Origin of the sequence: Bacillus cereus group sp. MS39 (assembly GCF_040448665.1) — a bacterium.
In the GTDB taxonomy this organism is placed as follows: domain Bacteria; phylum Bacillota; class Bacilli; order Bacillales; family Bacillaceae_G; genus Bacillus_A; species Bacillus_A wiedmannii.
The window spans coordinates 3,709,339-3,733,013 of record NZ_CP123058.1 but is presented as its reverse complement, the minus strand read 5'-3'; the positions used below and the strand labels follow the sequence as shown (position 1 = coordinate 3,733,013).

Here is a 23,675-nt window from a genome sequence, read left to right as displayed (position 1 = left end):
ATGGGACATTCACATGATCATGGTCATTCTAACAATAAAAAAGCGCTACTAATCGCTTTCGTATTAACGACAAGTTTTATGATTGCTGAAGTTATTGGGGGATTTGTAACAAATAGCTTAGCACTATTATCTGACGCGGGGCATATGTTAAGTGATGCAGTATCCTTAGCGTTAAGTTTACTTGCGTTCAAGCTCGGAGAAAAAACAGCAACAACTGCGAAAACATATGGGTATAAGCGAGTCGAAATGTTAGCGGCATTATGTAACGGTGTCGTTCTTATTGTCATTTCAGTATACATTTTTATTGAAGCAATTCGCCGTTTTAAAGAGCCAGTTGAGATTGCTAGTAATGGGATGCTCATTATTGCTGTACTTGGTCTGCTTATTAATATTTTATCAGCTTGGATATTAATGAGAGGCGGAGATGTGAAGGGGAATTTGAATTTAAGAAGTGCTTTCTTACACGTATTAGGCGATCTATTAGGATCAGTTGGAGCGATTATTGCTGCGCTACTTATTAAATTTTTCGGATGGACTGTTGCAGATGCGATTGCTAGTATTCTTGTGTCTATTTTAGTCATTATTAGTGGATGGCGTGTAACACGTGATACGGTCCATATATTAATGGAAGGTGCACCCCAGCACATAAATGTTGAAGAGGTAAAAAGTACATTATTAAATATTACGGTTGTAAAAGAAGTTCATGATTTGCACATATGGTCTGTCACATCTGATTTTCAAGTATTAACTTGCCATTTGATTATTAAAGGTGATGAAACGCAAAATGTATTAAAAGAGGCTACGGATGTATTAAAGGAGAAGTTTCATGTAGAACATGTCACCATTCAAGTGGAAATAGATGGTGAATTTAATCATAGTGAGACAACTTGCAAAGTATGAAAGAAAAAGGATAAGAAAATGTGTCATAACATTTTTCGCACGGCATACATATATATAATGTGGCCACAAATACTTTGTAAGGTAAATATTTCATGAAATTACTTTACTTATAAAGAGTCATCTTTTATAATCAAAAGTGGTAATTGATAAAGATTATCATTTTCAATGATCGTGGAAAGGAGTTTTTTAAAAGATGAGTAGTCAACTCCGTTTTGCTGTTGAAAATCGTAAGAGGCATTTAATTGATGAGTTAATTGGAGCAGGTGTGTTTAAAATTCGCGACCGACAATTATACGAGCTGTCTTTAGAGGAATTGGAAAAAGAGTACGAAGATATGGAAGAATATGCAGATATTCAGGCATAACTATATAGATTAGTAAAAGGTGAGCTGGTTACGATTTTGTGTAACCAGCTCTATTATTATTTCGTAGACATTATTTTTGATATTTCTTTCATTGGACGGAGCCAGTTTTGAGACATCATTTGTTCCATTTGTTTTTCGTCCTGCTTTTGCAATGCTTGAATGATAGAGTGATGTTCTTCAATAGATTGACTTGCTGGAACAAAGTTTTGGAAAAACAAATATTCAAGGCGTAAAACGTGAAGTTGCATATTTTCTAGAAAGGGTTCAATATATTGGTTTTTAGCAATAGAAGAAATTGTATTGTGAAATTGTATATCTAGTTTTAAAGCTTGTTTTGCGTTTTTCGTCTCTATAGAGCGCTGAAAATCAGCATTTATTTCAGAAAGTAGTTTCAAATCAGCGTCTGTAATGTTTTGAAGTGCTTGCTTTCCTATAATAGAGTGAAGACCAGCCATCGTTTCATAAATGATAGGAATGTCGTCTAACTTAATAGGAGCAATTTTTGTTTTTTGCCCAGGTACCATTTCCACTAATCCAGAAAGCTCCAATATTTGAAGTGCTTCTCTTACAGGTGTTCTGCTTACTCCTAGTGCTTCAGCCAACTCCCCATCATTAATTTTTTCATCAGGCTGCAGTACACCTTCAATAATCCAATCTTGTAGTTGATTTAAAACGAGTGATTTTGCCGAAACTCTTCCTTGTTTTTTATAATTTTGAGGGATAGGCATAGTGAATTCAATCCTTTCATTGTATATTTTCTTTTTTCTCATGAACAAACTTTAATTCCTGTTTCCCTTCATCCGGTTTTTGGCTTAAGATGAGCACCATTACAATGACACAAAAAGCCCCTAATAACTGAAAAGATTGAAAGGGTACGTGTAATATAAGTACAGAAGAAATAATAGCTGCGAGTGGTTCAGTACAACCGAATAATGTCGTTTCTTTCGGAGTCAGGTATCGTATGCTGTCTAAGTATAAATAAAATGCAATCAGTGTTCCGAAAATGACGACAAATGTGATGAGCGGTAGGGTACTTAGTTTTACATATTTCATAGTCGATAATAAAATGAATTCGTTTGTAGAAATAAAGTGTAGAATCGTAACGCCAATACCCCCAATAATCATGCCCCATCCAACGATAACAGAGGAAGACCAGCTTTCTAGTAATTCCTTGGAATATAAACTATAAAAAGCAAGAGATACCCCAGATAAAATACCCCAAATAATAGCCGGTGTAGAAACAGCCAAGTTATGAACAGACCCATTTGTTAGTAAGAGAAAAGTGCCTACTAATGAAAGGGTAATGGAAATGAAATCAATTTTTGATGGTCGAACGTTCCATTTGAAAAGTAAGTATACAGTAATAAATATAGGAGCTAAATATTGCAATAATGTTGCGACGGCAGCATTCCCTTCTTTAATAGAAGCGAAGTACGTGTACTGTACAGCAAGCATACCGAATAGGCCAAACAATATTATTTTAGTAGCATCAGATCTTTGTTTCCATATGCCGAATATTTCTTTTTTTCTCGTTCCGAATGATGAAATCATGAGCAAGATAATGCCAGATATAAGCAAACGAATTGTAACTAACCATTCAGTAGAAACATTTTCATATTGAAAAAGTTGTTGTGCAGCTGTTCCGGACAATCCCCATAAACAAGCACCAATTACAACCATAATGATTCCTTTTAAACGATTTGGATCCATATAGTTTTTATTCTCCTTTTCTACAAATTCGTTTCGGATACAATATGCAATATATCACAAAATGAATAAAAAATAAACTGAAATTTCTGTGTTATAAGGTGGGAATTTTAGTAGTTCCAGTTATGTTTACGATACAAGTGAGGAGGTGAAATAAAGCGAGATAAAATTATAAAAATAAATCATAATCAAGAGGATAAAAAAATAAAGATAAGAGTAATTTGGTTTGTTAAAAATATGTGTAGAAGGAGAAATGTGATGAGCTGGGTTACTCATAAACCAACATTTGAATTTGATCAATACAGTCCATATATTCGTATGAATTCTGCTTGGGTGGGACATTTAAACTTCGCTTATGATTTAGTAAGATTTGAAAAGCCAGAAATATTAGTTGAGTTAGGTACACATTTAGGAGCTTCTTTTTTCAGTTTTTGCCAAGGGGTAAAAGATGAAGGGTTATCTACAAAATGCTTTGCTGTAGATACTTGGGCAGGAGATGAGCACACAGGTCCATATGGAGAAGGTGTTTTTCAAATAGTGAGTAAATTTGTGAGCACGAGTTATCCTCAAATAGGGAATTTAATTCGGTCTACTTTTGATGAGGCCGTGGATCAGTTTCAAGATGGAACGATAAATTTGTTGCATATTGATGGCTATCATACGTATGAAGCAGTTTCTCATGACTATAAAACATGGCTACCGAAACTTGCGAATAACGGTATTGTGTTATTTCATGATATTGAGGTGAAAAATCGAAACTTCGGTGTGTATAAATTTTGGGATGAGGTCAAGGCAAAGTACCCTCATTTTCAGTTTGAGCATTCCTATGGGCTCGGAGTGTTATTTCCGAAAGGCTGTAGCGATCAGTTTGTGGAAATACTTAAAAATAAAGAAGAAATACAAAATATGTATAAATAAAAGTAGAGCATGCATCATTTTAATGATGTGTGCTTTTTTGTGGAGAAAAATGGTATTCCATAAAAGGGGAGGATAATAGTAAAAAGTTTTGTTGTGGCAAATATTAAAAAAGTTATTTTTAGATTGTTCTATATAAAAATGTAACATTTTTTATATTTTCCATTGCGAAAAGTAACATCTACTTTTACAATAGAAAAGGTGTTATATTATACTGGAAAAATAAATCGAAATAATATGAAAATTTTGTTTTGTCTTCGCTAATTGTATATTACATACATGTAAGACGACACACGTCATGTTATCGACTTGTAAGGAGAGAAAAAAATGAAAAGTGTAAGATTACCATCGATGCTAGAAATCATAGTTCTTTTATTACTATTTCTTGCTGTTGTCTTTTCCTTCCAAACGATTTTTGATCTCCCAATTCAATTAGCGCTATTTATTTCATGGTTTTTAGTAATTGCGCTTGGATTAAGATTAGGATTTCGTTATCAAGAATTGCAAGATGCAATTACGAAAGGGATTTCTAACGGATTAGAAGCAATACTGATTTTAGTTGCGGTAGGTGCTTTAATTGGAACTTGGATTGCTGGTGGCGTTGTACCAACATTAATCTATTATGGATTAGAGTTTATTCACCCTAGCATATTCCTATTAGCAACATTAATTATTTGTTCGATAACTTCTATTGCGACAGGAACATCATGGGGAACAGTTGGAACAGCAGGTATTGCTATGATGGCGATTGGTGAAGGACTTGGCTTACCACTTCCGCTTGTTGCTGGTGCAGTTCTTTCAGGAGCTTATTTCGGTGACAAATTATCACCACTTTCTGATAGCACAGTCCTTGCAGCTTCTATGGCGAAAGTAGACGTTATTGCTCACGTTCGAGCTATGCTCGTATTAGATGTTCCGGCTTACATTATTACTAGCATTATGTTTACTGTAGCTGGTTGGATGTATGGCGGCGATAATGTAGATTTGAATCGAGTAGAGTTTTTAAAAGAAGCTTTATTAAAGGAATTTGATATTAAAATATGGATGCTTGTTCCGGCAGTCATTGTTATCGCTTTATTAGCGATGAAGAAACCTTCTATGCCAACAATTGCAATGGGAGCTTTAATTGGTGCAATTTGGGCAACTCTTTTCCAAGGAATGAACTTTGGAGAGGCGATTGGAACAGCGTATAACGGATTCTCAATTCAATCAGGTGTTGAGTTTGTTGACAAGTTATTAAACCGTGGTGGAATTAACGGTATGCTTGGCTCAGTAGCCGTTATTATTTTCGGTTTAGGATTTGGTGGATTACTTGAAAAACTAGGTGTTTTAAAAGTGATTGTATCAAAATTTGAGAAGAAATTAAATTCTGCAGGTAATGTAACATTGTCTACATTAATCGTAGCATTCTTAGCTAATATATTTGGTTGTGCGATGTATGTATCATTAATTTTAACACCGAAAATTATGGAAGATAGCTATGATAAATTAAAAATAGACCGACGTGTATTAGCGCGTAACTCAGAAGTAGGTGGAACGTTAACTTCTGGTATGGTTCCGTGGTCAGATAATGGTATTTTTATGGCTGGTATTTTAGGTGTAGCAACGTTCTCATACGTTCCGTTTATGTGGTTAAGCTTTGTTTCATTAATTTTAGCAGTTATTTACGGATACACAGGCAAGTTCATTTGGTATGTAGATGACGTTGAAAAAGGAAAGCAAGCATCATAAAAAATACCTTCTGCGATGGCAGGAGGTATTTTTTTTATATATACGAGTGAGAATTCTTATCATTTGGGTGAGATTCTGTTAAAATGAGAAATGTAGGTATTTTATTTTCAAGGGGATGAAAAAATGGAGTACAGAATTGAAAGAGATACAATAGGAGAAATAAAAGTTCCAGCTGATAAATTATGGGCAGCACAAACGCAACGTAGTAAAGAAAACTTCCCAATTGGAACAGAGCAAATGCCGCTTGAAATTGTAAAAGCATTTGCCATTTTAAAGAAAAGTGCAGCACTTAGTAATCAAAAATTAGGAAAGCTATCAGAAGAAAAAGCAGAAGCAATTGTGGCAGCAGCTGACGAAGTGATTGCAGGGAAATGGAATGAACATTTTCCACTTGTCGTATGGCAAACTGGTAGCGGTACACAGTCAAACATGAATGTGAATGAAGTAATTGCAAATCGAGGGAATCAAATTTTGAAAGAGAAGGAATCTGACGTACATATTCATCCGAATGATGATGTGAACATGTCTCAAAGTTCAAATGATACATTCCCAACGGCGCTTCATGTAGCATGTGTAATTGCAGTGGAAAATCACGTATTACCAGCAATTACGAAATTAAAAGAAACGCTAGCAGAAAAAGTAACTGCATTTGAACATATTATAAAAATTGGTCGTACACACTTACAAGATGCAACACCGTTAACATTAGGACAAGAAATTAGCGGATGGCACCGTATGCTTGAAAAAACAGAGCGTATGATTGCTGAGAGCAATACATATATGAAAGAGCTTGCAATTGGTGGTACTGCAGTTGGAACAGGTATTAATGCTCATCCTAAATTTGGTGAGATGGTGTCAGAGGAAATTAGCAAATTTACAGGTAAGCAATTTATTTCTGCACCAAATAAGTTCCACGCATTAACGAGCCATGATGAAGTTGTATATACGCATGGTGCATTAAAAGCATTAGCAGCTGATTTAATGAAAATCGCTAATGATGTGCGCTGGTTGGCAAGTGGTCCACGTAGTGGTCTAGGAGAAATTATTATTCCGGCAAATGAGCCAGGAAGCTCTATTATGCCAGGTAAAGTAAATCCAACGCAAAGTGAAGCGTTAACGATGGTTGTAGCGCAAGTGATGGGAAATGACGCAACAATCGGATTTGCTGCGAGCCAAGGTAACTTTGAGTTAAACGTATTTAAACCAGTTATTGCATATAACTTCTTACAATCCGCTCACTTATTGGCAGATGCAATTGTTTCATTTAATGATAATTGTGCAGTTGGTATTGAAGCAGATGAAGAAGTAATTAAAGAGAATGTGAATCGTTCATTAATGCTTGTTACAGCATTAAACCCGCATATCGGATATGAAAATGCAGCGAAAATTGCGAAGCATGCTCATAAAGATGGGTTAACTTTAAAAGAGGCAGCATTGCAATCTGGACTACTAACAGAAGAACAATTTGATGAAATTGTCGATCCGAAAAAAATGATTGCTCCGAAAGAGTAATAAAAAAGCCGAGATTCTTTGTTTAGAATCTTGGCTTTTTTATTATTTATCTTATCTATTTGTATTACTGTGCCACAATATATTATTTGTTAGCAGGCATATTCAATACTTTCATATGCGGACAGTTTTCTTTTAAGACTGAAATGAACTTTTCTTCTTCTTGGGGTATAAAAACAGTTACTGAGTCAAATAAATTGTAATGGATTTCTAATTGCTGTCTAGTCCATTTTTTTGAATGAAGTTTTTTACCAGAGTATGTAACGTGACGAATGTCTTCAAATGGAATTTCAGTACGAAATATGAAACCGTGTTTTACAATAAGAGATGAAGCAGTTATATGGTAATGAGAAAAATAGAAGGAAGAAAGATTTACGACATTTAACAGCATCATGAGAGTGAAAAAAATAGAATTTTTATTTTGGAAGAATAACGAAATGAAAAAAATGATTATAAATAATGAAATAAAAATGACGTGAAATGGATTTTTTTTCGCTTTAAATTTCAAGTTAGTCACCCCGGTATACGTGTTCTTTAACTAAATTAAATCATAACATCGTGATAAAACGTGTAAATATGCAGAATTGCATATTCCTTCGGCTTATTATTCATGTAAAATTTCTTGATGGGATAAATTCAAAAGAAGTTTTGTAATAGTGGAGTGGCCTGAAGTGACTTACAAGAATAGAAAGGTAGCGTTAGTCATAATTATTTGTATGATAATTATGGGTAGTTGTGCTAATAAAATTATTGAGGATGGAAACCGAAAGCATACATTTGTACAGGTAAGTAAAGCTTTAGTAGAGGTTGTAAATAGAATATATAATGAGTAAAAGGTGTTTTCGTATACGGAAACACCTTTTTTGTAGTTAAAATTGAAGGCTGAAGTTTTGGAATATGTGAATACCAGTCCCATGTTTAATCAGCTCTTTATCATTTAAATATTGAATAGCATATTTCACTTCTTTCAATATAACAGGTGAAAGGCCGAGGGTATGATGTGAACCAAAAATTTGTTTAATAGGAAAGAGGCTTGTAATTTTATTTAGAGACTGAACTAAATCTACAGGGTCTGTTGATGGATAAAATGCAAAAATCGTGCCTTCATACAGTAAATCTCCTGTGAATAAAAAAGCAGTTTCATAATCGTATAGGCAAATATGCCCCGGTGAGTGACCTGGCGTATGTATAATTTGAATTTTCCTATTTCCGATATCAATCATATCTCCATCTTGTAGTAATTTTGTTGGTGTTCCTTGAAAGGGTTTGAATGTTTCAGGTTGAAATGTTTTAGGTGTAGGTAAAGTAATATCACGAGCGATGTCGTGCCTAATTTGAGTAATAGGAAGTCCTTTTATGCCGTTAATGAGCCAATCTGCTTCTAAAGCATGTACATAGATTTCTTCATATTGTGCGTGACTACCGATATGATCCCAATGGACGTGTGTTGTGACAACAGTAATTGGTAAGTTTGTTAGTTGGTCAGTTATACGCTTCAGATCATCGATACCTAGTCCAGTATCGATAAGAATTGCAGCAGTATCGCCTATAAGTAAGAAGGAATGTACTTTTTCCCAATGTCCATATTCACTAATTGCATATGTATTTTGAGCGATTTGTTTAACAGTAAACCAAGGGTCGTGCAGAATAGTCATGTTTTGTTTCACACCCTATCGTAATTCATTTATTAAATACATTCGCTTTTCGTTGTTTTAAGTCCCTTTTTTAGTTTTTTAATAGATTTTTTTATAAAAGTTTATAAAATGGGTAAACGGAACGTTGAAATGTTTATTTATGTTATGTTAAGATGGTGAAGTGGTGATAAACGTTAATGTGATTTGTTTGGTCTTTAAATAAACGTTTTAAAGGAGTGTTTAGTATGAATGATATTTCAGAGAAGTTTTGGGATGCTTCGGTAGAAGAATTGAAGAAAGGGTATGTATTTGAAGCGGAAGCAGAGGAGTATATTTGTTTAGCTTGTGGAGAAGCGTTTATTAAGGGGGTTATTTATCAAGATAATCAGGTTTTGTATGAAGCAGAGAAGTTTGTACAATTGCATGTGCAAAATGAACATACGTCTATGTTTGATTATTTATTAAACCTTGATAAGAAGTATACTGGTTTAACGGATTTGCAAAAGAAAATGGTTCAGTTTTTCTATATGGGGCTAAATGATAAAGAGATTGTAAAAGAGATGGATGGCGGAAGTACATCAACCATTCGTAATCATCGATTTACACTTCGAGAGAAAATGAAGCAAGCGAAAGTGTTTTTAGCGTTAATGGAACTGTCAGAAGAAAAATCAAAAGTACAAACGAAATTTGTACCCATTCATAGAACAGCAACGATGGTAGATGATCGTTACAATATTACGGAAGAAGAAAATGATGAAGTATTAAAAGCACATTTTACAGAAGGATTAGATGGACCGCTTTCTACATTTCCGAAAAAGCAAAAGCGTAAATTAATTATATTACGCCATTTAGTAACGAAGTTTGATAGTAATAAAAAGTACACTGAAAAAGAAGTAAATACTATCATAGAAAGAGTATACCCGGATTTTGTAACTTTAAGAAGGTATTTAATCGAATATGGGTTTTTAGATAGAACAGCAGATGGAAGCCAATATTGGGTAAAGTTATGATAATATGGAAAAGAAAATAAATAGAGGCACATTATTATAACAACTATACAAAGAAATAGAAGTTGAAAAACAGATTTTTAATAAAAGGAGAAATGAAATTTGAAACCACCTACAGATAACAATAAAGAAGGTGCGGAGTCACATAAGTTAGAAAGTGAGAGTAAACCGATTTGGAAATCGATGTCCATGTTTTTAGTACCGTTACTATTAAGTAATGTATTACAATCGATTGGACAATTATTCGGTATGGTAGTAGTAGGAAGATGGCTTGGCGTTAATGATTTAGCAGCTATATCAGCATTCTTTCCACTATTTTTCTTACTCGTTTCATTTGTAATTGGTATTGGTTCAGGGAGTTCTATTTTAATTGGTCAGGCGTTTGGTGCTAAAAACGAAGATCGTTTAAAAGCTATCGTTGGTACGACACTGACATTTACATTTATTATTGGAGTTGTGTTGGCGATAATAGGTAGTATTTTTGCGATGGATATTATGCGCCTAATGGGAACGCCAGAAAATATTATTGATATAAGTGTTCATTATGCACGTATTTTATTTATATCGATGCCAGTATTATTTTTATATTTTGCATACACAACATTTATGAGAGGTACAGGAGATTCTAAAACGCCATTTTACTTTTTAATTGTAAGTACAGCGCTAAATATGATCTTATTACCAATTCTTATTTTTGGATGGTTAGGAGCTCCGAAATTAGATGTGTATGGAGCAGCCTATGCTTCTGTTATATCTACAGTGATTACGTTTATTGTCATGCTAGTGTATTTAAAGAAGAAAAATCACCCACTACAATTAGATAGTACGGTAAGGAAATATCTTCGCATGGATAGGGAGTTATTGAAGCTATTGTTACGACTCGGAATTCCAGCGAGTATTAATATGATATTAGTTTCATTATCTGAAATTGCGGTAATCGCGTTTGTGAATCGTTATGGTTCGGATGCAACAGCAGCTTATGGCGTTGTGAACCAGGTTGCAAGTTATGTACAAATGCCAGCAGTTAGCCTTGGTATTACAGTTTCCATTTTTGCAGCACAATCAATTGGTGCGAATCAATTTGATAGATTGCAGAAAGTTGTGAAGGCCGGAATTATTATGAACTACGTCATCGGTGGTGTGCTAATATCTCTTATTTACTTGTTCTCAAGAGACATTCTATCACTATTTTTAACGAGTCAAACTACAATTGAAATTGCTCATAGCCTAGTTATGATTACGTTATGGAGTTATTTAATTTTCGGGCATGCGCAAATTATTAGTGCGACAATGCGAGCGAGTGGTACAGTATTATGGCCAACTGTTATCGGAGTTGTATCAATTTGGCTTGTTGAAGTACCTGTAGCGTATTACCTTTCTTACCATACAAGTCTTGGCATAGAAGGGATATGGATTGGGTACCCAGCAGCATTTATTGTTAGCTTAATATTACAGTATGCATATTATAAGCTTTCATGGCAGAAGAAACGAATTACACGATTAGTGAGTTAAATCATGCAAATGTCCCTAAGTTATTATACTTAGGGACATTTTTTGTAAGTGTATGTTTACAAATAGCTTTTTAAAGTGATATCAAAATGTTGTCTAATGAGCTTGTTATCGCTCATATAAAACTCCCACGCTTTTTCAGGTTCACCGATAATTTCAAAAGATTCTTCTGTAATATATAAAGCGCAATTATCCTCTAGTGCAATTCCTTCTATATTACCTTGATGATTTTGTAAAAAGGAATGGAAGGCGTTCATTCTATTTAATTGATTATAATGTGGACAAAACCTTTTGTTAACAATCCCCCAACCGTTACACTCTATATAACCAGAACCTTCATAATTTGATCGGATACTAGATGTGAACCAACACATAGCACCAGCGCTATTGCCTGCAATGAGTGTTCCTTGCTCAAGAGCCAATAGTAATTTTTCATCGAGTTTAAGTTCTTTCCATTCTGTAAGCATGTGAATATAGTTCCCGCCACCGAGATAAATTAAATCAGCAGACTGAATCATTTCGTCTATTTCATATTTAGAAGGTGTATCAGCTATAGTACGTAAAATTTGTACTTCACAGTGTAATTGTTTTTCGAACGTGTCTAAAAATAACTTTATATAGCTTTCATCATCATGACTAGCTGTAGGGATGAATAATACTTTTGGATACTGTTTATTTGTTAATTCTATAAGTCGCTCATTAATAGGCAAGTGATTTGAATCTTGTAAATCACCGCCACCAATGACAGCTAATTTCATAGTAAAGCACCACCTAATCATTTTTGTTATATAAAAAATTCGATAGAAGAGAGTTACATTCCTTCTCTCATGTAATGAATAAGTAGAAAATATAGTTTAAGTATATCGGAATAGTAAAGGTAGTGATAACTATATAGAAAAATGAATTTGAAACAATTTACCCCGCTATTTGCGGGCTGCCTGTAAAAGTCTGATTGGTGAGGGTTGATAATCAGTGGGGGATGAACAAAACCCCATTGATTAAAGTTTCACTTTATCGATATATAATACTTCATACTATTGTTTCAAAATATGGAAACAATATGTTTAAATGGATATAACGAAGCATTAATTCAAATTGAATTAGTGTTTATACTTTAAAAAGGAATCGGAAATAGTAGAGATTTCACAAATCGTTTTTTACTTTTAATAGGAACTTGTATTACAATATGGTAAAATTATTTCAGTATATTTATTTAATATAAAAATACAAAGAGGGAGCGTGAAAAAGGTGGATTTTCGATTTGAGTTTGCAGCGAAGGTGAAAGAATACTTAGATGATGAGAAGGATGAAAAAATAATAAAAGATGGACATAGAGATATAATTTTTCACTATTTATATGCGTTAGAGGCTGAAATTGGCGTTGTTAAAAATCCTAATTTTACTTTTTTTACATCAGGAAGACGTTCACATATCGTATTAGAAAATGTTGAATTTAAAACAGAGGTAAATGTAAAAAGTAACATCATTGAAATTACAAAAATAGTGGATAATGTCGTTATTCCTTTAGATACTATCGTAGCAAAGGATCGGGAATTATTTGCACTTGGGCGCAATGAGAAGTTTAATGTACAAATATTAGAGCAGTATCTCTTTGAGACATTTGGAGAGAAATTAGGTTTAAAATGAATGGAATGGCCTACGTATTTATAGGTAGTGAATTTTAGTGTATATCATTCTTGTTTGACCTTTCATTTAATTTGTACTACAATTTGTAGTGTGAAAGGAGCCATACTATGTTTACTCAAAACTATAAATTAAATGAGCAAGGATTAAATCACTTTTTTGGACCTCTTGAAGCAAAAATTATGGAGATTGTTTGGTCTACCGAGGGTATTACGATTAAAGAAGTGCAGCAGAAATTAAGTGAAGAATCACCTGTGAATTTTAACACTGTTATGACAGTTATGAACAGGTTAGTAGAGAAATTACACTTAGAAAAACAGACGGTGAAAAGAAGTGGCATATATCGTACTGTACAAACAAAAGAAGAATTCTTATCCAATCAAACGAAGAAAATGACACAGGAATTGATGGGGGAATTTGGAGATTTAGTTGTAAATCATATGCTAGATGAGTTAGAGCAGGCTGATCCGACTTTAATAAAAAAATTAGAAGACAAATTGAGTCAGTTAAAAAAAGAGGATCAATGAAATGAAATGGCAAATGCGTAAAATCGTATTGTTAGCAGTAATTGTTAGTACCCTCTTTTTCAGTATGTTAGTGTATTACGTTACATATCCATTTCTGTTTCAAAATAAGGCGTTCTTTTTTTCGAATTTTTGCTTGTTTCAATTAGAAAAACATATGAAGGAATTATCGCTCATTCGTATTATAATTGCTGGATTACTATTACTTACAGTACTCATAGTGTGCAAAAGAATTTGGCGACAATTTTTCTATAGTAAAAAATTACAAAAAGTACTTATCCCTTTCACTCGAAAAGGAAAACAAATATATATATTGCCGAACGCGGAAGTTGCAGCATTTACAATTGGGTTATTTCGTCCGAAAGTTGTCATGTCAGAAGGGATGCTTCAAACATTTTCAGATGAAGAAATGGATGCAATTATTTTCCATGAAGAATATCATCAAAATAATCGTGATCCGTTAAAATTATTTTGTTTTACGCTATTAGCAGAAGGAATGATGTACATCCCGATATTAAAAGGGTTATTGCAGCGCTATCATGTATATCAGGAGCTAGCTGCTGATAAATATGCAATGCAAAAGATGAAATCTTCATTCGAATTAGGTAGTGCGTTATTAAAATTAATTAAAATAAAGACAATGGAAAATCGATGTGTGACAGCTTCATTTGCAAAAACAGCAATAAATTTACGAATCGAGCAAGTGTTAAATGAAAAAGTTGTTAAGCTCAATATTCCATTACATACGAATTCGGTATATGTAACATTAGGTTTATTCTGTATGTCGATTGTACTTATTGTCGGAGAGTGCATATAGCCTCTTTTTTTTAAGAATTAACACTACTTATTGTAGTGCTTTAGGGGGAGTAAAATGAATGCAGCAGATTTAACAATTTGGCTTGTAGCTGGGGCAGGGGTATTGTCATTTATATCACCATGTTCTTTACCGCTATATCCATCTTATTTATCATATATTACAGGTGTGTCTATTCAAGATTTAAAAGAGAATCGTGGAATGATGCAAAAATCAGCGATTATACATACCGTATTTTTTATGATCGGATTTTCGGTTATATTTTATGCGTTAGGTTTATCGGTAAGTTGGATTGGAATAACATTTTCATCTAACCAAAAATTGATTCAACAAATTGGTGGGGTTTTTATTGTTTTGATGGGACTGTTTATGACAGGTTTGTTTCAACCTAAGTGGCTTATGGCAGAGAAAAAAGTACAATACAGCAGTAAATCGACTGGATATATTCGCTCAATTTTAGTCGGTATGACATATGCAGCGGGTTGGACGCCATGTGTTGGACCGATATTTTCAGCTGTACTCATGCTTGGTGCAACAAATCCAGAGGGAGCACTTCTTTATATTACCGCGTATACTCTTGGGTTTGCGGTTCCATTTTTCGTGATGGCATTCTTTATTGGGAAGGTAAAATGGATTGTTACATATGCCAATGTCATGATGAAAATTGGCGGTGGAATGATGATTGTAACAGGGGTTTTATTGTATACAAATCAAATGACGAAAATTACCGCATTCTTTATTCGTCTATTCGGTGGATTTACAGGCTTTTAAAAATGAGGAGGAAGAAAAGTGAAGAAGCTAATTGCGATTATACTGGCCGGGGCATTAATTTGGGCCGGAGTTAATTTTTATAATACAAAGAAAGAAGAAAAAGAAAGAAAAGCAAAACAAGCGGAGTTACAAGAAACAGAAGTATTACCACAAGTAGGATTTAAAGCGCCAAACATAACATTAAAAGGGTTAGACGGGAAGCTGTATTCGTTAAATGATGCAAAAGGAAAGCCATACCTTATTAATTTTTGGGCATCATGGTGTGGCCCATGTGAAATGGAGGCACCTGACTTAGTTCGTATGTATGATAAATATAAAAAGGATGTTGAAATTTTTGCGGTAAATGCGACAATTGGAGATCCAGTACAAGAAGCGAGTGCATTTGCAGATCGTCACGGATTTAAGTTTCCTGTTTTACTAGATATGGACGGAGTAGCTGGATTAGATTATAAAGTATTTTCATTACCAACGACATTTTTTGTTAATAAAGATGGAATTATCGTAGAGCAAGTACGAGGCGTATTACCTCCAGATCAATTAGAAGAGAAATTTAAGAAATTAATTGAGAGTTAAAGAGGGGATTTCATAGTGATGGAGTGGATCGTGAAGTTACAACCCGTATCTCTTATAATTGGAAGTTTATTTGGATTTATGTTGATGAAACGAAAGATGAAGAAACAAAGTGTACCATATGAAAAAATGATGGATGCAGTAACAAATGCTTTTCTTATCATCGTATTTGTATGGAAATTTGCACCGGCAATTTTAAATCCAGTATGGGCCTTTAGGTCGCCATTGCAGGCACTATTAGCTGTAGGAAGTATGCAGCATATGATAGTAGGATGCATAATTGCGAGTATATACATTGTTTGGAAAAGTAAAAAGGGACAATTTTCGCTTCGTATTTTACTTGATGCATTACCTATTGGACTATGTATGAGTATTATTTTTTATTTTCTATTCAACCACAAAATAGGTGTACAAACGACATTGCCTTGGGGTGTGAAAATATATGAATCTAAATTTTTATATCATCCCATTTTCGCATACGAGATCGTCCTTGCCCTTTGTATAATCGGCTTGTTATGGATGAAAAATGAAAGGCTCGGAAATGGAAAGAATATAAGTGTTTTTCTAATTATTGAAGGGTTTGCTCATATCATTCTTTCGCTTGTCAGTGAACAAAATTCGGTTTTATTTGGTTTATCAGTACAGCAAATAATGAGCTTTTTTGTTATTAGTTTAGGGATTATGTTCGTGCCGAAAAAATAAAAAGATAGCCACCTATGGAGTGTATCCATGCGTGGCTATCTTTTTATTATGTATTAAAAAATCGGCGGAGTAACAGAAAATAAAACAATTGCATTTTTCTCAAATTGATTTACCCATTTATGTTTTAAATAAGCGGGTATTTTTACGCTATCACCCGTTTCTAATATGTATTCTTCTTCATTTAAATGTAATGTAATTTTCCCGTCTAATACGTATGCTAACTCTTCACCTTTATGTTCTAGTACATTTTCTGATGAAGCTGTATTCGGCGGAACAGTCATAATTGCTGTTGCTAAATTTCCTGTGAAATCAGGTGAGAGCAATTCATATGATAAATTATCGATAATCATTTTTTTTCGTTTATGAGAACGTACAATTAAATCGTCTGTATTTGTATCTTCAAGTAAAAAGCTAAATGTTGGAACATCAAGAGCTTTAGCGAGTACTTTTAATGTTTGAATAGAAGGGTTAGCAGACCCACGCTCAATTTGACTTAACATAGATGGTGTAATACCTGCCATCGTTGCTAGTTCTTTACTCGTTAAACCTTTTTCTTTTCTTTGTTTTTCAATCTTTTTACCAATATCTATATTTTCCATAATGAAAATCTCCTTACTAATTATTAAATTATATTTAACTAAATTAAATTAAAATTAACTGAAGTGAATAATTTATGTTAAACTATATTAAAATTAATTTAATTATAATTTATTGAATCGTAAGCTACAAGGTTATGAGGAGGAAGAGAAATGAAGGAAATAGAGAAATTAAAAGAGCAATATCCACTAATAAATAAATTGATCGCAACAGAAGAAGTGTTTTGGATGAATCCGAACATGGAAAAGTATGAAATGGCAATAATAGATTCGCCACTGAATGAAGAGAATGTACAAGATGCGGAAGAGAGATTAAAGCGTTTTGCACCATATATTGCGAAAGTTTTTCCTGAAACGAAAGAAACAGGCGGTATTATAGAATCACCTTTAGTGAAGATACCTTCTATGAAAAGGTCTTTAGAGAAAAATTACGGGCAACCTATATTAGGAGAAGTGCTATTAAAGTGTGATAGTCAGCTTCCAATATCAGGATCAATTAAAGCTAGGGGCGGGATTTATGAAGTGCTGAAACATGCTGAACAATTAGCTTTGCAGCATGGGATGTTAACAGAAGAAGATAATTATTCTATTTTAGACAGTGATACTTGTAGAGAGTTTTTTGCAAAATACTCAATTGCGGTAGGTTCTACAGGTAATTTAGGGCTAAGCATTGGGATTATGAGTGCGAAACTAGGTTTTAACGTAACTGTTCATATGTCAGCGGACGCAAAAGAATGGAAAAAAGATTTATTAAGACGTAAAGGTGTAAACGTTATTGAATATGAAGCTGATTATAGTAAAGCAGTAGAAGAGGGGCGTCAGCAAGCAGATGCAGATCCTAGCTGTTATTTTGTAGATGATGAAAACTCACATGATTTATTTTTAGGATACGCAGTAGCAGCATCGCGTTTACAAAAGCAATTAGAAGAGTTAGAGATTGTAGTAGATGAAGAGCACCCTTTATTCGTTTACCTTCCGTGCGGAGTAGGGGGCGGACCTGGCGGAGTCGCATTTGGTTTAAAGTTATTGTATAAAGACAACGTACATTGCTTCTTTGCAGAGCCGACACATTCACCATGTATGCTACTCGGATTAATGACAGGACTTCATGATAAAATTGCCGTTCAAGATATCGGTATTGATAATGTAACAGATGCAGACGGACTTGCAGTAGGAAGACCATCAGGATTTGTCGGTAAAACGATGGAACCATTTTTGAGTGGGAATTATACAGTAAGTGATGAAGAGTTATATAAGTTGTTAAAAGAACTGGCGGATACGGAAAATATTTATTTAGAGCCTTCTGCGTTAGCGGGTATGATAGGGCCAGTGAAAGTATGTAAAGAAGATGAGTATTTACAAAAGCGAAAGTTAATGGAGATGATGAAGAACAGTACTCATATTGTGTGGGGAACTGGAGGTAGTATGGTTCCGAAAGATGTAATGAATGGATATTATAAGAAAGGTTCGGAATAAGCACCAATAAGAAGAATGAGGCTAATTGTAGCCTCATTTTTTCATGTACATAAAAATCTTTGTTATTTTCACAATAGTTCTTTATAGTATATATAAAGGATAACTAATATGGAATAAATACAACAAAAAGCTTTATTTTACATAATAAGAGGATGTGTATACGATGTCATTACAGACTAAATATATAGCGGGTATTTCGCTTGGGGTTATGGGAGTAGGCTTTGCGGCTTCTATCCCTTTTCAAGGAACGGTAGCTGGAGAGATTATTCAAGGGGGATTTGAAGCTGGGTTAGTTGGCGGGCTTGCAGATTGGTTCGCAGTTACAGCATTATTCCGTCATCCGATGGGAATTCCAATTCCGCATACAGCTTTGTTACCTAAAAATCGAAAGAGAGTAACGAAAGGGCTCATCAATACGTTAGAAAATGAGTGGCTAACGAAAGAAAGTATTACGAATAAAGTAAAAGAAATGCAGCTAGCGCAAATGGTGCTGCAAATAGCTGAGAGAGAAATGCAGTCTGATGCTGTGAAAAAAGGAATTGTAACGATTGCTGAGAAAGCAATTGTTTCAATAGATACAGAAAAGTTAGCGGTTATTATTGAAAAAGAAATGAAAACATATTTGCATACAATTAATACAAGTAACATTTTACAAGTGCTTGTTGATCAATTAGTTGTGCAAGAATATGATGAAAAGGCACTTGATTACATTTTAGTAAAAGTGAAAGATTGGACAGCGCAAGATGAAGCGCGTTACCAACTCGGAAGCTTAGGTATGAAGGCGATGGAAAATATAAAAGTAGATGGATTCTTACAGTTTACTTTGAAATCGTTTATGAATATTGTAGATGAAGATAAAATTGGCGGCATTTTGCAGAAGTTTATTATTAGCAATATTAACAGCTTACAAGATGCAGATAATAGCACAAGACAACTTGTATTAGCCAAAATTCGTCAAGAAATTATAAATGTAAAAGAAAATGAAGCTTTACTGAAGGAATTAGAAAATTGGAAAGAAAAATGGATTGCCAATTGGGATGCTACTGACAAAATTAAAGAGATGCTGGAGCAAGTACAACAAATGGCAATTACTTTTGTGAAAAATGAAGAATTTACGGATAAATATGTTATTCCATTTTTACAAACACAAATGAATAAAATAAAAGAAGACGAACAGACTGTTCAAAAAATAGAAGGTTGGTTACAAAAACAAGTTGTGACACTTGTTGAAAAGAATCATTCGAAAATCGGAAAACTTGTACAAGAAAATCTTGATAAGTTAGATGATAAAACGTTAATTGAAATGATTGAAAATAATGTAGGTAAAGATTTACAGTGGATCCGAGTAAACGGGGCTGTTTGCGGATTTATGATTGGATTAGTGTTAGAAGGAATTAAAGCAATTATATGAGAAAAACCTTCCACAATTGTGGAAGGTTTTTTATTTTTCAATAATACTCATATTTATATTATAAGCTCTTTCAATATTTAACTTGTAAGTCCCATTTCCTGTTTTAATCGAACTTTTATACCAATGTTCTTGCTCGTTGAATTTTGGATTTTCTGCTGAAGTATTATCTTCTTTTTTCGTTAAATCTTCTACTTGTTCCCAAGGTGTGTTTCCATGTGTGTTTTTTTGATTTGTTACTGCTGTTAAAGACACATCACTCTCTTTTTCAAGATGGACAGACACTCTTGAGCTTTCTTGTACAAACCAATTGTTTTGTAATTGACCTGGATAAAGGGATAGTTCGTTATTTGAAGCACGAACTTCTACATTTTTATTTTGCGGAAGTACAAGTGTCCGTGTCACTTGTGGTGTTGAGTTAAAGAATTTATGTTGAACGGGTAATGATTTTAATGTTACATACATCGTTTCCCCAGCTGTTTGAACGGAAAGGAAATCTTCTTGTTTTAAATTGAGTTTTTCATTAGCTTTTGTTGTCATTTCATATGTTCCAAGAAGGTGAATTTGATTTGTATTATTTCCCTCTATTGTTAGAGGACGATGCCCTGCATCCACTACAATTTTTTTGATAGATTCAGGTATATCAAGTTGTCCACCTGGGATATTACCCGTTTGGCGAGTGGTATTAATAGAATGACGAACTTCATCTAGCAATCCAGTTGATAATAAACAATAAAAAGCAATTCCAACGCTTCCTAAAACGCCGATAAAGAAAATACTAAAAATATCATATTTAATAAATGATTGTTCCTTCTTAGAAAATAGAAGATATAGTAAAATTTCAGCGCCAAGTATAATAAGTAAAACAGGCCACCATGCAGTTAGTGTATCCAATACTTGAGTGCCTTTAATGACTGAAAATAGTAAGAAACAACCTAATGTAATAATGGAAAGCCCCATTGAGAATGTTCCAACGCGCCATGTTCTCATTCGTTTGTACCACCTTTGTTTTCTTTGTTTCCAAGTAACAATTTAAAGCCGCCACCAATTAAGAGGAGTGCAACGATAGATGTTTGGAAATAGCGATAATATAGTTCGCTAAGATGAATATTAAATATAGTTGCAAAATAGTCATTCAAAATAGGAAGGACTGTTTGATCTAATAAATAGTAACCACCGAGTGTAATTAATCCGATACCGATCCATCTTTGATGATTGATAAAATAATCTATGATAGGTTCGTCATTAACACGTTCTTTTCCATATTTTGCAGTTTGCTGTAACGCATCAAAAAAGCTATAGAACCAAATGATTGGTACTAAAAATAAAAACGCAGAAAGTCTTAATAAGTCGAGCAAATAAATAGATAGTAAAAAGGCTGCCATAAGCTGAAGGCCGCGGCGTTGTAAACCTAAATACATATGTCCTGCTCCGGGGAACATCGCTAAAATAGAAGCGAATGTTTTATTCTTCTTTCCTTGTTCACGATGCTCTTCAAACTCTTCGAAAATAGTACGATCATCTAGTTGCTCGCCACGTTCTTTTTTCTGGAGTTGCTGAACAACATCGAAGAAATTGTAAATCCATAAAACAGGTAATGTAATAAGGAAGATAAGGAAACTTTCTTGCGATGTTAAAAGTGCAACGAAAATAATCATACTTCCGATTCCTGTGCAAGCTACTAAAAATGTAAGTCCACGTTGCATAAGTCCTAATTGAAAATGTCCAAGTCCAGGGATGATTGATAGAAGAATGATATAAAATCGTTCGCTCTCTTTAGAGGACTCTGTAAATTCTCTGGTTGCTTGTTTTTTCGATTGATTAATAATAGTGATGACTAAATCTAATAAATTGATCGCCCATAATACGAAGAGTAAAAATAGAGAAAGAAAAGCAATATCACGCGCTCCTAATGCTATTGTACAAAATGCTGCAAAGATAAATAGAAATACAGCCCCTCCGCTATATAAAATAAACCTTCCAAATTTCTTTAAATATAAATGTCCAAGCCCGGGAATTAGCCCTAATACAAGTGCTAAAAAGGGATTTTTATTCATGCTTTGAACCTCCGTCCTTTTTTGATGTATCTACCGATTTGTTTACAATTTGTTGTGAGATAGAAGACTCGTTATGTTTTGAAGATTTCTCGAAATTTGATGTCGCTGTGAAAATATACTGGAATAAACCACTTACCATAAAAATAATTGTAGCTGCCGTAGCAATTATGTAGTGAATAATCGTTCGCTTTAGTGAGTTTGTTTTTATATTTTCATTAGGTTGTAGCGTTTCAAAATCAATTTTCGCCATAACTTCGTTCGTAAATGAATCATCATTTATCATTGGAAGGTTTTCCTGTTGTTCATCGATACTTTCCATATAAAGTGCTAAACAATGATCACATTCATAAAGGTGTTCTTCCATAGATTCACGTTCATTGCTTTCTATAAAATCTAAAGTATAATTGCGCCAATCTTCTTTTGAATAATGCATCATAGAAACTCTTCCTCCTTCCAATGTTTTTTAATCCATTTTCTTGCCCGGTACAGTTTCATTTCGACTGTTTTCACTTCGATGTTTTCCTGTAAAGCAATTTCTTGATAGCTTTTTTCTTCTAAGTAATGTGCGAGAACGACGTCACGGTAATTTCCAGGAAGTTCTCTCAGTTTTTGAGCAATGAGTAATTTTTGCTCTTTCGTCAATAATAAAGCCTCAACATTATGAGAGGATTTTATATTTTCCTCAGTTTCTTTACATAAGGAGAGTTCTTCGTTTTCTCTAGCTTTTTTTCTCTTATAATCAATAGCGTGATTGGTGGCAATACGAGCCATCCACGTTTTTAATCCGCGAAATTGATAATTAGGGAGAGAGGCGTGAATTTTTACGAATACTTCTTGTGTAACATCTTTTGTATCTTCTTCATGTCTTAAAATAGAAAAGATAACTTGAAAAATATAATGACGATATGTTTGCACAAGGATACGAAAAGCATGTTCGCTTCCTTGCTGTGCTTTTTCAATTAATTGTTTTTCCTCAATGGGTCTCTCCCTCCTTTTTGACGCATTCTATTATATAGACGTAAGAAATGATAGGTCACCCTACACATGTTGTAAAAAAAGAATAATATATTTTTAGGAAGGAAGCTATATGAAAAAAGGTGTGAAAAAATGGTAAAAAGAAGTATATAATGAGCAAGTGAGAAATGTTACGTGAAGAAAGGATGTGAATGTTAGTAGGGGAAGGTCCATACTAACAAACATGAAAATTAAAATATTAATAGCGGATGATAATTCTTTTATTAGAGAAGGCATGAAAATTATTTTAAATACATATGAAGAGTTCGAAGTGGTAGATACAGTAAATGATGGGAAAGAAGCAGTGGAATATTGTAAAAAGAACGACGTTGATATCGCTCTTTTAGATGTCCGCATGCCAAATATGAATGGGGTAGAGGCAACGAAATTTATTTGTGAAGAAACGGAAACGAAACCACTAATTTTAACGACGTTCGATGATGATGAATATATTTTGGACGCAGTGAAGAACGGGGCGAAAGGTTATTTATTAAAAAATAATGATCCAGAGCGTATTCGTGATGCAATAAAAGGAGTATATAACGGTCAAACTGTTATGCAAGATGTAGTGCTTGATAAAATTAAGAGCAATTTAATGGAGAGCAAAGAGGAAGAATGCAAAATAGATACAAGTCTTTTTACAGAAAGAGAACTTAGTATTATCGCATTAATTGCGAAAGGTTTCTCGAATAAAGAAATTTCAAAGCAACTTTTCATATCAGAAGGAACGATTGCAAATTATATTACATCAGTTTTAGGGAAAACTGGACTTGAACATCGCACACAAATTGCGATTTATTACTTAACAGGGAAAGTAGATTAA

General features: G+C 33.9%; 27 protein-coding genes. 17 read left to right on the top strand and 10 right to left on the bottom strand.

Annotation, left to right across the window (positions count from 1 at the left end):
- Positions 1-900: a cation diffusion facilitator family transporter gene (locus QEP67_RS19310; protein ID WP_000510062.1), complete on the top strand. Its 900-nt coding sequence runs from the start codon at positions 1-3 to the stop codon at positions 898-900.
- A gap of 193 nt (positions 901-1,093) precedes the next feature.
- Entirely contained in the window at positions 1,094-1,264 is a 171-nt protein-coding gene (gene fbpA / locus QEP67_RS19305) for a Fur-regulated basic protein FbpA (protein WP_000098304.1), read from the top strand.
- Positions 1,265-1,320: 56 nt separating this feature from the next.
- Here fbpA and QEP67_RS19300 read toward each other — a convergent pair whose 3' ends face one another.
- Both QEP67_RS19300 and QEP67_RS19295 read right to left on the bottom strand, forming a co-directional pair.
- The gene (locus QEP67_RS19300; protein WP_002108598.1) at positions 1,321-1,992 is read right to left on the bottom strand and encodes an FCD domain-containing protein; all 672 of its coding nucleotides are present in this window, start codon (positions 1,990-1,992) and stop codon (positions 1,321-1,323) included.
- 16 nt (positions 1,993-2,008) lie between these two features.
- Positions 2,009-2,974 (bottom strand): DMT family transporter, encoded by a 966-nt coding sequence (locus QEP67_RS19295; RefSeq protein ID WP_000371448.1) that lies wholly within the window; start codon positions 2,972-2,974, stop codon positions 2,009-2,011.
- A gap of 255 nt (positions 2,975-3,229) precedes the next feature.
- On the opposite strand from QEP67_RS19295, the gene QEP67_RS19290 reads away from it, so the two are divergent.
- The 3 genes from QEP67_RS19290 to fumC all read left to right on the top strand — a co-directional run bounded on the left by QEP67_RS19290 (position 3,230) and on the right by fumC (position 7,129).
- Positions 3,230-3,889 (top strand): class I SAM-dependent methyltransferase, encoded by a 660-nt coding sequence (locus QEP67_RS19290; protein WP_000119206.1) that lies wholly within the window; start codon positions 3,230-3,232, stop codon positions 3,887-3,889.
- A gap of 324 nt (positions 3,890-4,213) precedes the next feature.
- Positions 4,214-5,617 carry a Na+/H+ antiporter NhaC gene (nhaC, locus tag QEP67_RS19285; RefSeq protein WP_000843982.1) on the top strand — a complete coding sequence of 468 codons (1,404 nt, stop codon included), beginning with the start codon at positions 4,214-4,216 and terminating at the stop codon, positions 5,615-5,617.
- Between the two features lie 123 nt (positions 5,618-5,740).
- On the top strand, positions 5,741-7,129 hold the full coding sequence (gene fumC, locus QEP67_RS19280; RefSeq protein WP_000456596.1) for a class II fumarate hydratase: 1,389 nt from the start codon (positions 5,741-5,743) through the stop codon (positions 7,127-7,129).
- An 82-nt stretch (positions 7,130-7,211) separates the two neighbouring features.
- On the opposite strand, the gene QEP67_RS19275 is transcribed toward fumC, so the two are convergent.
- Positions 7,212-7,634 (bottom strand): PH domain-containing protein, encoded by a 423-nt coding sequence (locus QEP67_RS19275; protein ID WP_000669059.1) that lies wholly within the window; start codon positions 7,632-7,634, stop codon positions 7,212-7,214.
- A gap of 163 nt (positions 7,635-7,797) precedes the next feature.
- Between QEP67_RS19275 and QEP67_RS19270 the strand changes: the two genes are divergently transcribed.
- Positions 7,798-7,959 (top strand): hypothetical protein, encoded by a 162-nt coding sequence (locus QEP67_RS19270; RefSeq protein WP_002108596.1) that lies wholly within the window; start codon positions 7,798-7,800, stop codon positions 7,957-7,959.
- A gap of 36 nt (positions 7,960-7,995) precedes the next feature.
- On the opposite strand, the gene QEP67_RS19265 is transcribed toward QEP67_RS19270, so the two are convergent.
- Positions 7,996-8,781: an MBL fold metallo-hydrolase gene (locus tag QEP67_RS19265; protein ID WP_000153818.1), complete on the bottom strand. Its 786-nt coding sequence runs from the start codon at positions 8,779-8,781 to the stop codon at positions 7,996-7,998.
- A 224-nt stretch (positions 8,782-9,005) separates the two neighbouring features.
- Between QEP67_RS19265 and QEP67_RS19260 the strand changes: the two genes are divergently transcribed.
- Together QEP67_RS19260 and QEP67_RS19255 are read left to right on the top strand one after the other, a co-directional pair.
- Positions 9,006-9,770, top strand: coding sequence for a DUF2087 domain-containing protein (locus tag QEP67_RS19260; protein WP_000997954.1), 765 nt, complete (start codon positions 9,006-9,008; stop codon positions 9,768-9,770).
- A gap of 99 nt (positions 9,771-9,869) precedes the next feature.
- Positions 9,870-11,279 (top strand): MATE family efflux transporter, encoded by a 1,410-nt coding sequence (locus tag QEP67_RS19255; RefSeq protein ID WP_000804152.1) that lies wholly within the window; start codon positions 9,870-9,872, stop codon positions 11,277-11,279.
- 56 nt (positions 11,280-11,335) lie between these two features.
- Here the strand turns inward: QEP67_RS19255 and QEP67_RS19250 are convergent, their stop codons facing one another.
- Positions 11,336-12,034 carry a peptidase E gene (locus QEP67_RS19250; protein WP_000762124.1) on the bottom strand — a complete coding sequence of 233 codons (699 nt, stop codon included), beginning with the start codon at positions 12,032-12,034 and terminating at the stop codon, positions 11,336-11,338.
- Between the two features lie 490 nt (positions 12,035-12,524).
- Between QEP67_RS19250 and QEP67_RS19245 the strand changes: the two genes are divergently transcribed.
- The 6 genes from QEP67_RS19245 (at position 12,525) to QEP67_RS19220 (ending at position 16,301) form a co-directional block, all read left to right on the top strand.
- Positions 12,525-12,923 (top strand): DUF3942 family protein, encoded by a 399-nt coding sequence (locus QEP67_RS19245; RefSeq protein WP_002108594.1) that lies wholly within the window; start codon positions 12,525-12,527, stop codon positions 12,921-12,923.
- A gap of 107 nt (positions 12,924-13,030) precedes the next feature.
- Positions 13,031-13,447: a BlaI/MecI/CopY family transcriptional regulator gene (locus QEP67_RS19240; protein WP_000495070.1), complete on the top strand. Its 417-nt coding sequence runs from the start codon at positions 13,031-13,033 to the stop codon at positions 13,445-13,447.
- A 1-nt stretch (position 13,448) separates the two neighbouring features.
- Complete coding sequence (locus tag QEP67_RS19235) at positions 13,449-14,261, top strand: M56 family metallopeptidase (protein WP_000871947.1); 813 nt, start codon at positions 13,449-13,451, stop codon at positions 14,259-14,261.
- A gap of 54 nt (positions 14,262-14,315) precedes the next feature.
- The gene (gene ccdA, locus QEP67_RS19230; protein WP_000990449.1) at positions 14,316-15,029 is read left to right on the top strand and encodes a cytochrome c-type biogenesis protein CcdA; all 714 of its coding nucleotides are present in this window, start codon (positions 14,316-14,318) and stop codon (positions 15,027-15,029) included.
- An 18-nt stretch (positions 15,030-15,047) separates the two neighbouring features.
- Positions 15,048-15,602 (top strand): TlpA disulfide reductase family protein, encoded by a 555-nt coding sequence (locus tag QEP67_RS19225; protein ID WP_000733169.1) that lies wholly within the window; start codon positions 15,048-15,050, stop codon positions 15,600-15,602.
- Positions 15,603-15,620: 18 nt separating this feature from the next.
- Positions 15,621-16,301 (top strand): prolipoprotein diacylglyceryl transferase family protein, encoded by a 681-nt coding sequence (locus QEP67_RS19220; protein ID WP_353706633.1) that lies wholly within the window; start codon positions 15,621-15,623, stop codon positions 16,299-16,301.
- A 53-nt stretch (positions 16,302-16,354) separates the two neighbouring features.
- On the opposite strand, the gene QEP67_RS19215 is transcribed toward QEP67_RS19220, so the two are convergent.
- A complete protein-coding gene (locus tag QEP67_RS19215) occupies positions 16,355-16,900 on the bottom strand; it encodes an XRE family transcriptional regulator (RefSeq protein WP_000427657.1) in 546 nt (181 codons plus the stop codon).
- 150 nt (positions 16,901-17,050) lie between these two features.
- On the opposite strand from QEP67_RS19215, the gene QEP67_RS19210 reads away from it, so the two are divergent.
- Positions 17,051-18,373, top strand: coding sequence for a D-serine ammonia-lyase (locus QEP67_RS19210; RefSeq protein WP_000658360.1), 1,323 nt, complete (start codon positions 17,051-17,053; stop codon positions 18,371-18,373).
- A 163-nt stretch (positions 18,374-18,536) separates the two neighbouring features.
- A complete protein-coding gene (locus QEP67_RS19205) occupies positions 18,537-19,784 on the top strand; it encodes a DUF445 domain-containing protein (RefSeq protein WP_000058330.1) in 1,248 nt (415 codons plus the stop codon).
- 30 nt (positions 19,785-19,814) lie between these two features.
- Here QEP67_RS19205 and exsE read toward each other — a convergent pair whose 3' ends face one another.
- The 4 genes from exsE to QEP67_RS19185 are packed head-to-tail and all read right to left on the bottom strand — an operon-like array spanning position 19,815 to position 22,753.
- A complete protein-coding gene (exsE, locus tag QEP67_RS19200; protein WP_001261435.1) occupies positions 19,815-20,771 on the bottom strand; it encodes an exosporium protein ExsE in 957 nt (318 codons plus the stop codon).
- Positions 20,768-21,838, bottom strand: coding sequence for a hypothetical protein (locus QEP67_RS19195; protein WP_353706377.1), 1,071 nt, complete (start codon positions 21,836-21,838; stop codon positions 20,768-20,770). The genes exsE and QEP67_RS19195 overlap by 4 nt, the downstream gene beginning before the upstream one ends.
- Positions 21,831-22,274, bottom strand: coding sequence for a hypothetical protein (locus tag QEP67_RS19190; RefSeq protein ID WP_000972354.1), 444 nt, complete (start codon positions 22,272-22,274; stop codon positions 21,831-21,833). The genes QEP67_RS19195 and QEP67_RS19190 overlap by 8 nt, the downstream gene beginning before the upstream one ends.
- A complete protein-coding gene (locus tag QEP67_RS19185) occupies positions 22,271-22,753 on the bottom strand; it encodes an RNA polymerase sigma factor (RefSeq protein WP_001195480.1) in 483 nt (160 codons plus the stop codon). The genes QEP67_RS19190 and QEP67_RS19185 overlap by 4 nt, the downstream gene beginning before the upstream one ends.
- 283 nt (positions 22,754-23,036) lie before the next feature.
- Between QEP67_RS19185 and QEP67_RS19180 the strand changes: the two genes are divergently transcribed.
- Positions 23,037-23,675, top strand: coding sequence for a response regulator transcription factor (locus tag QEP67_RS19180; protein ID WP_048566877.1), 639 nt, complete (start codon positions 23,037-23,039; stop codon positions 23,673-23,675).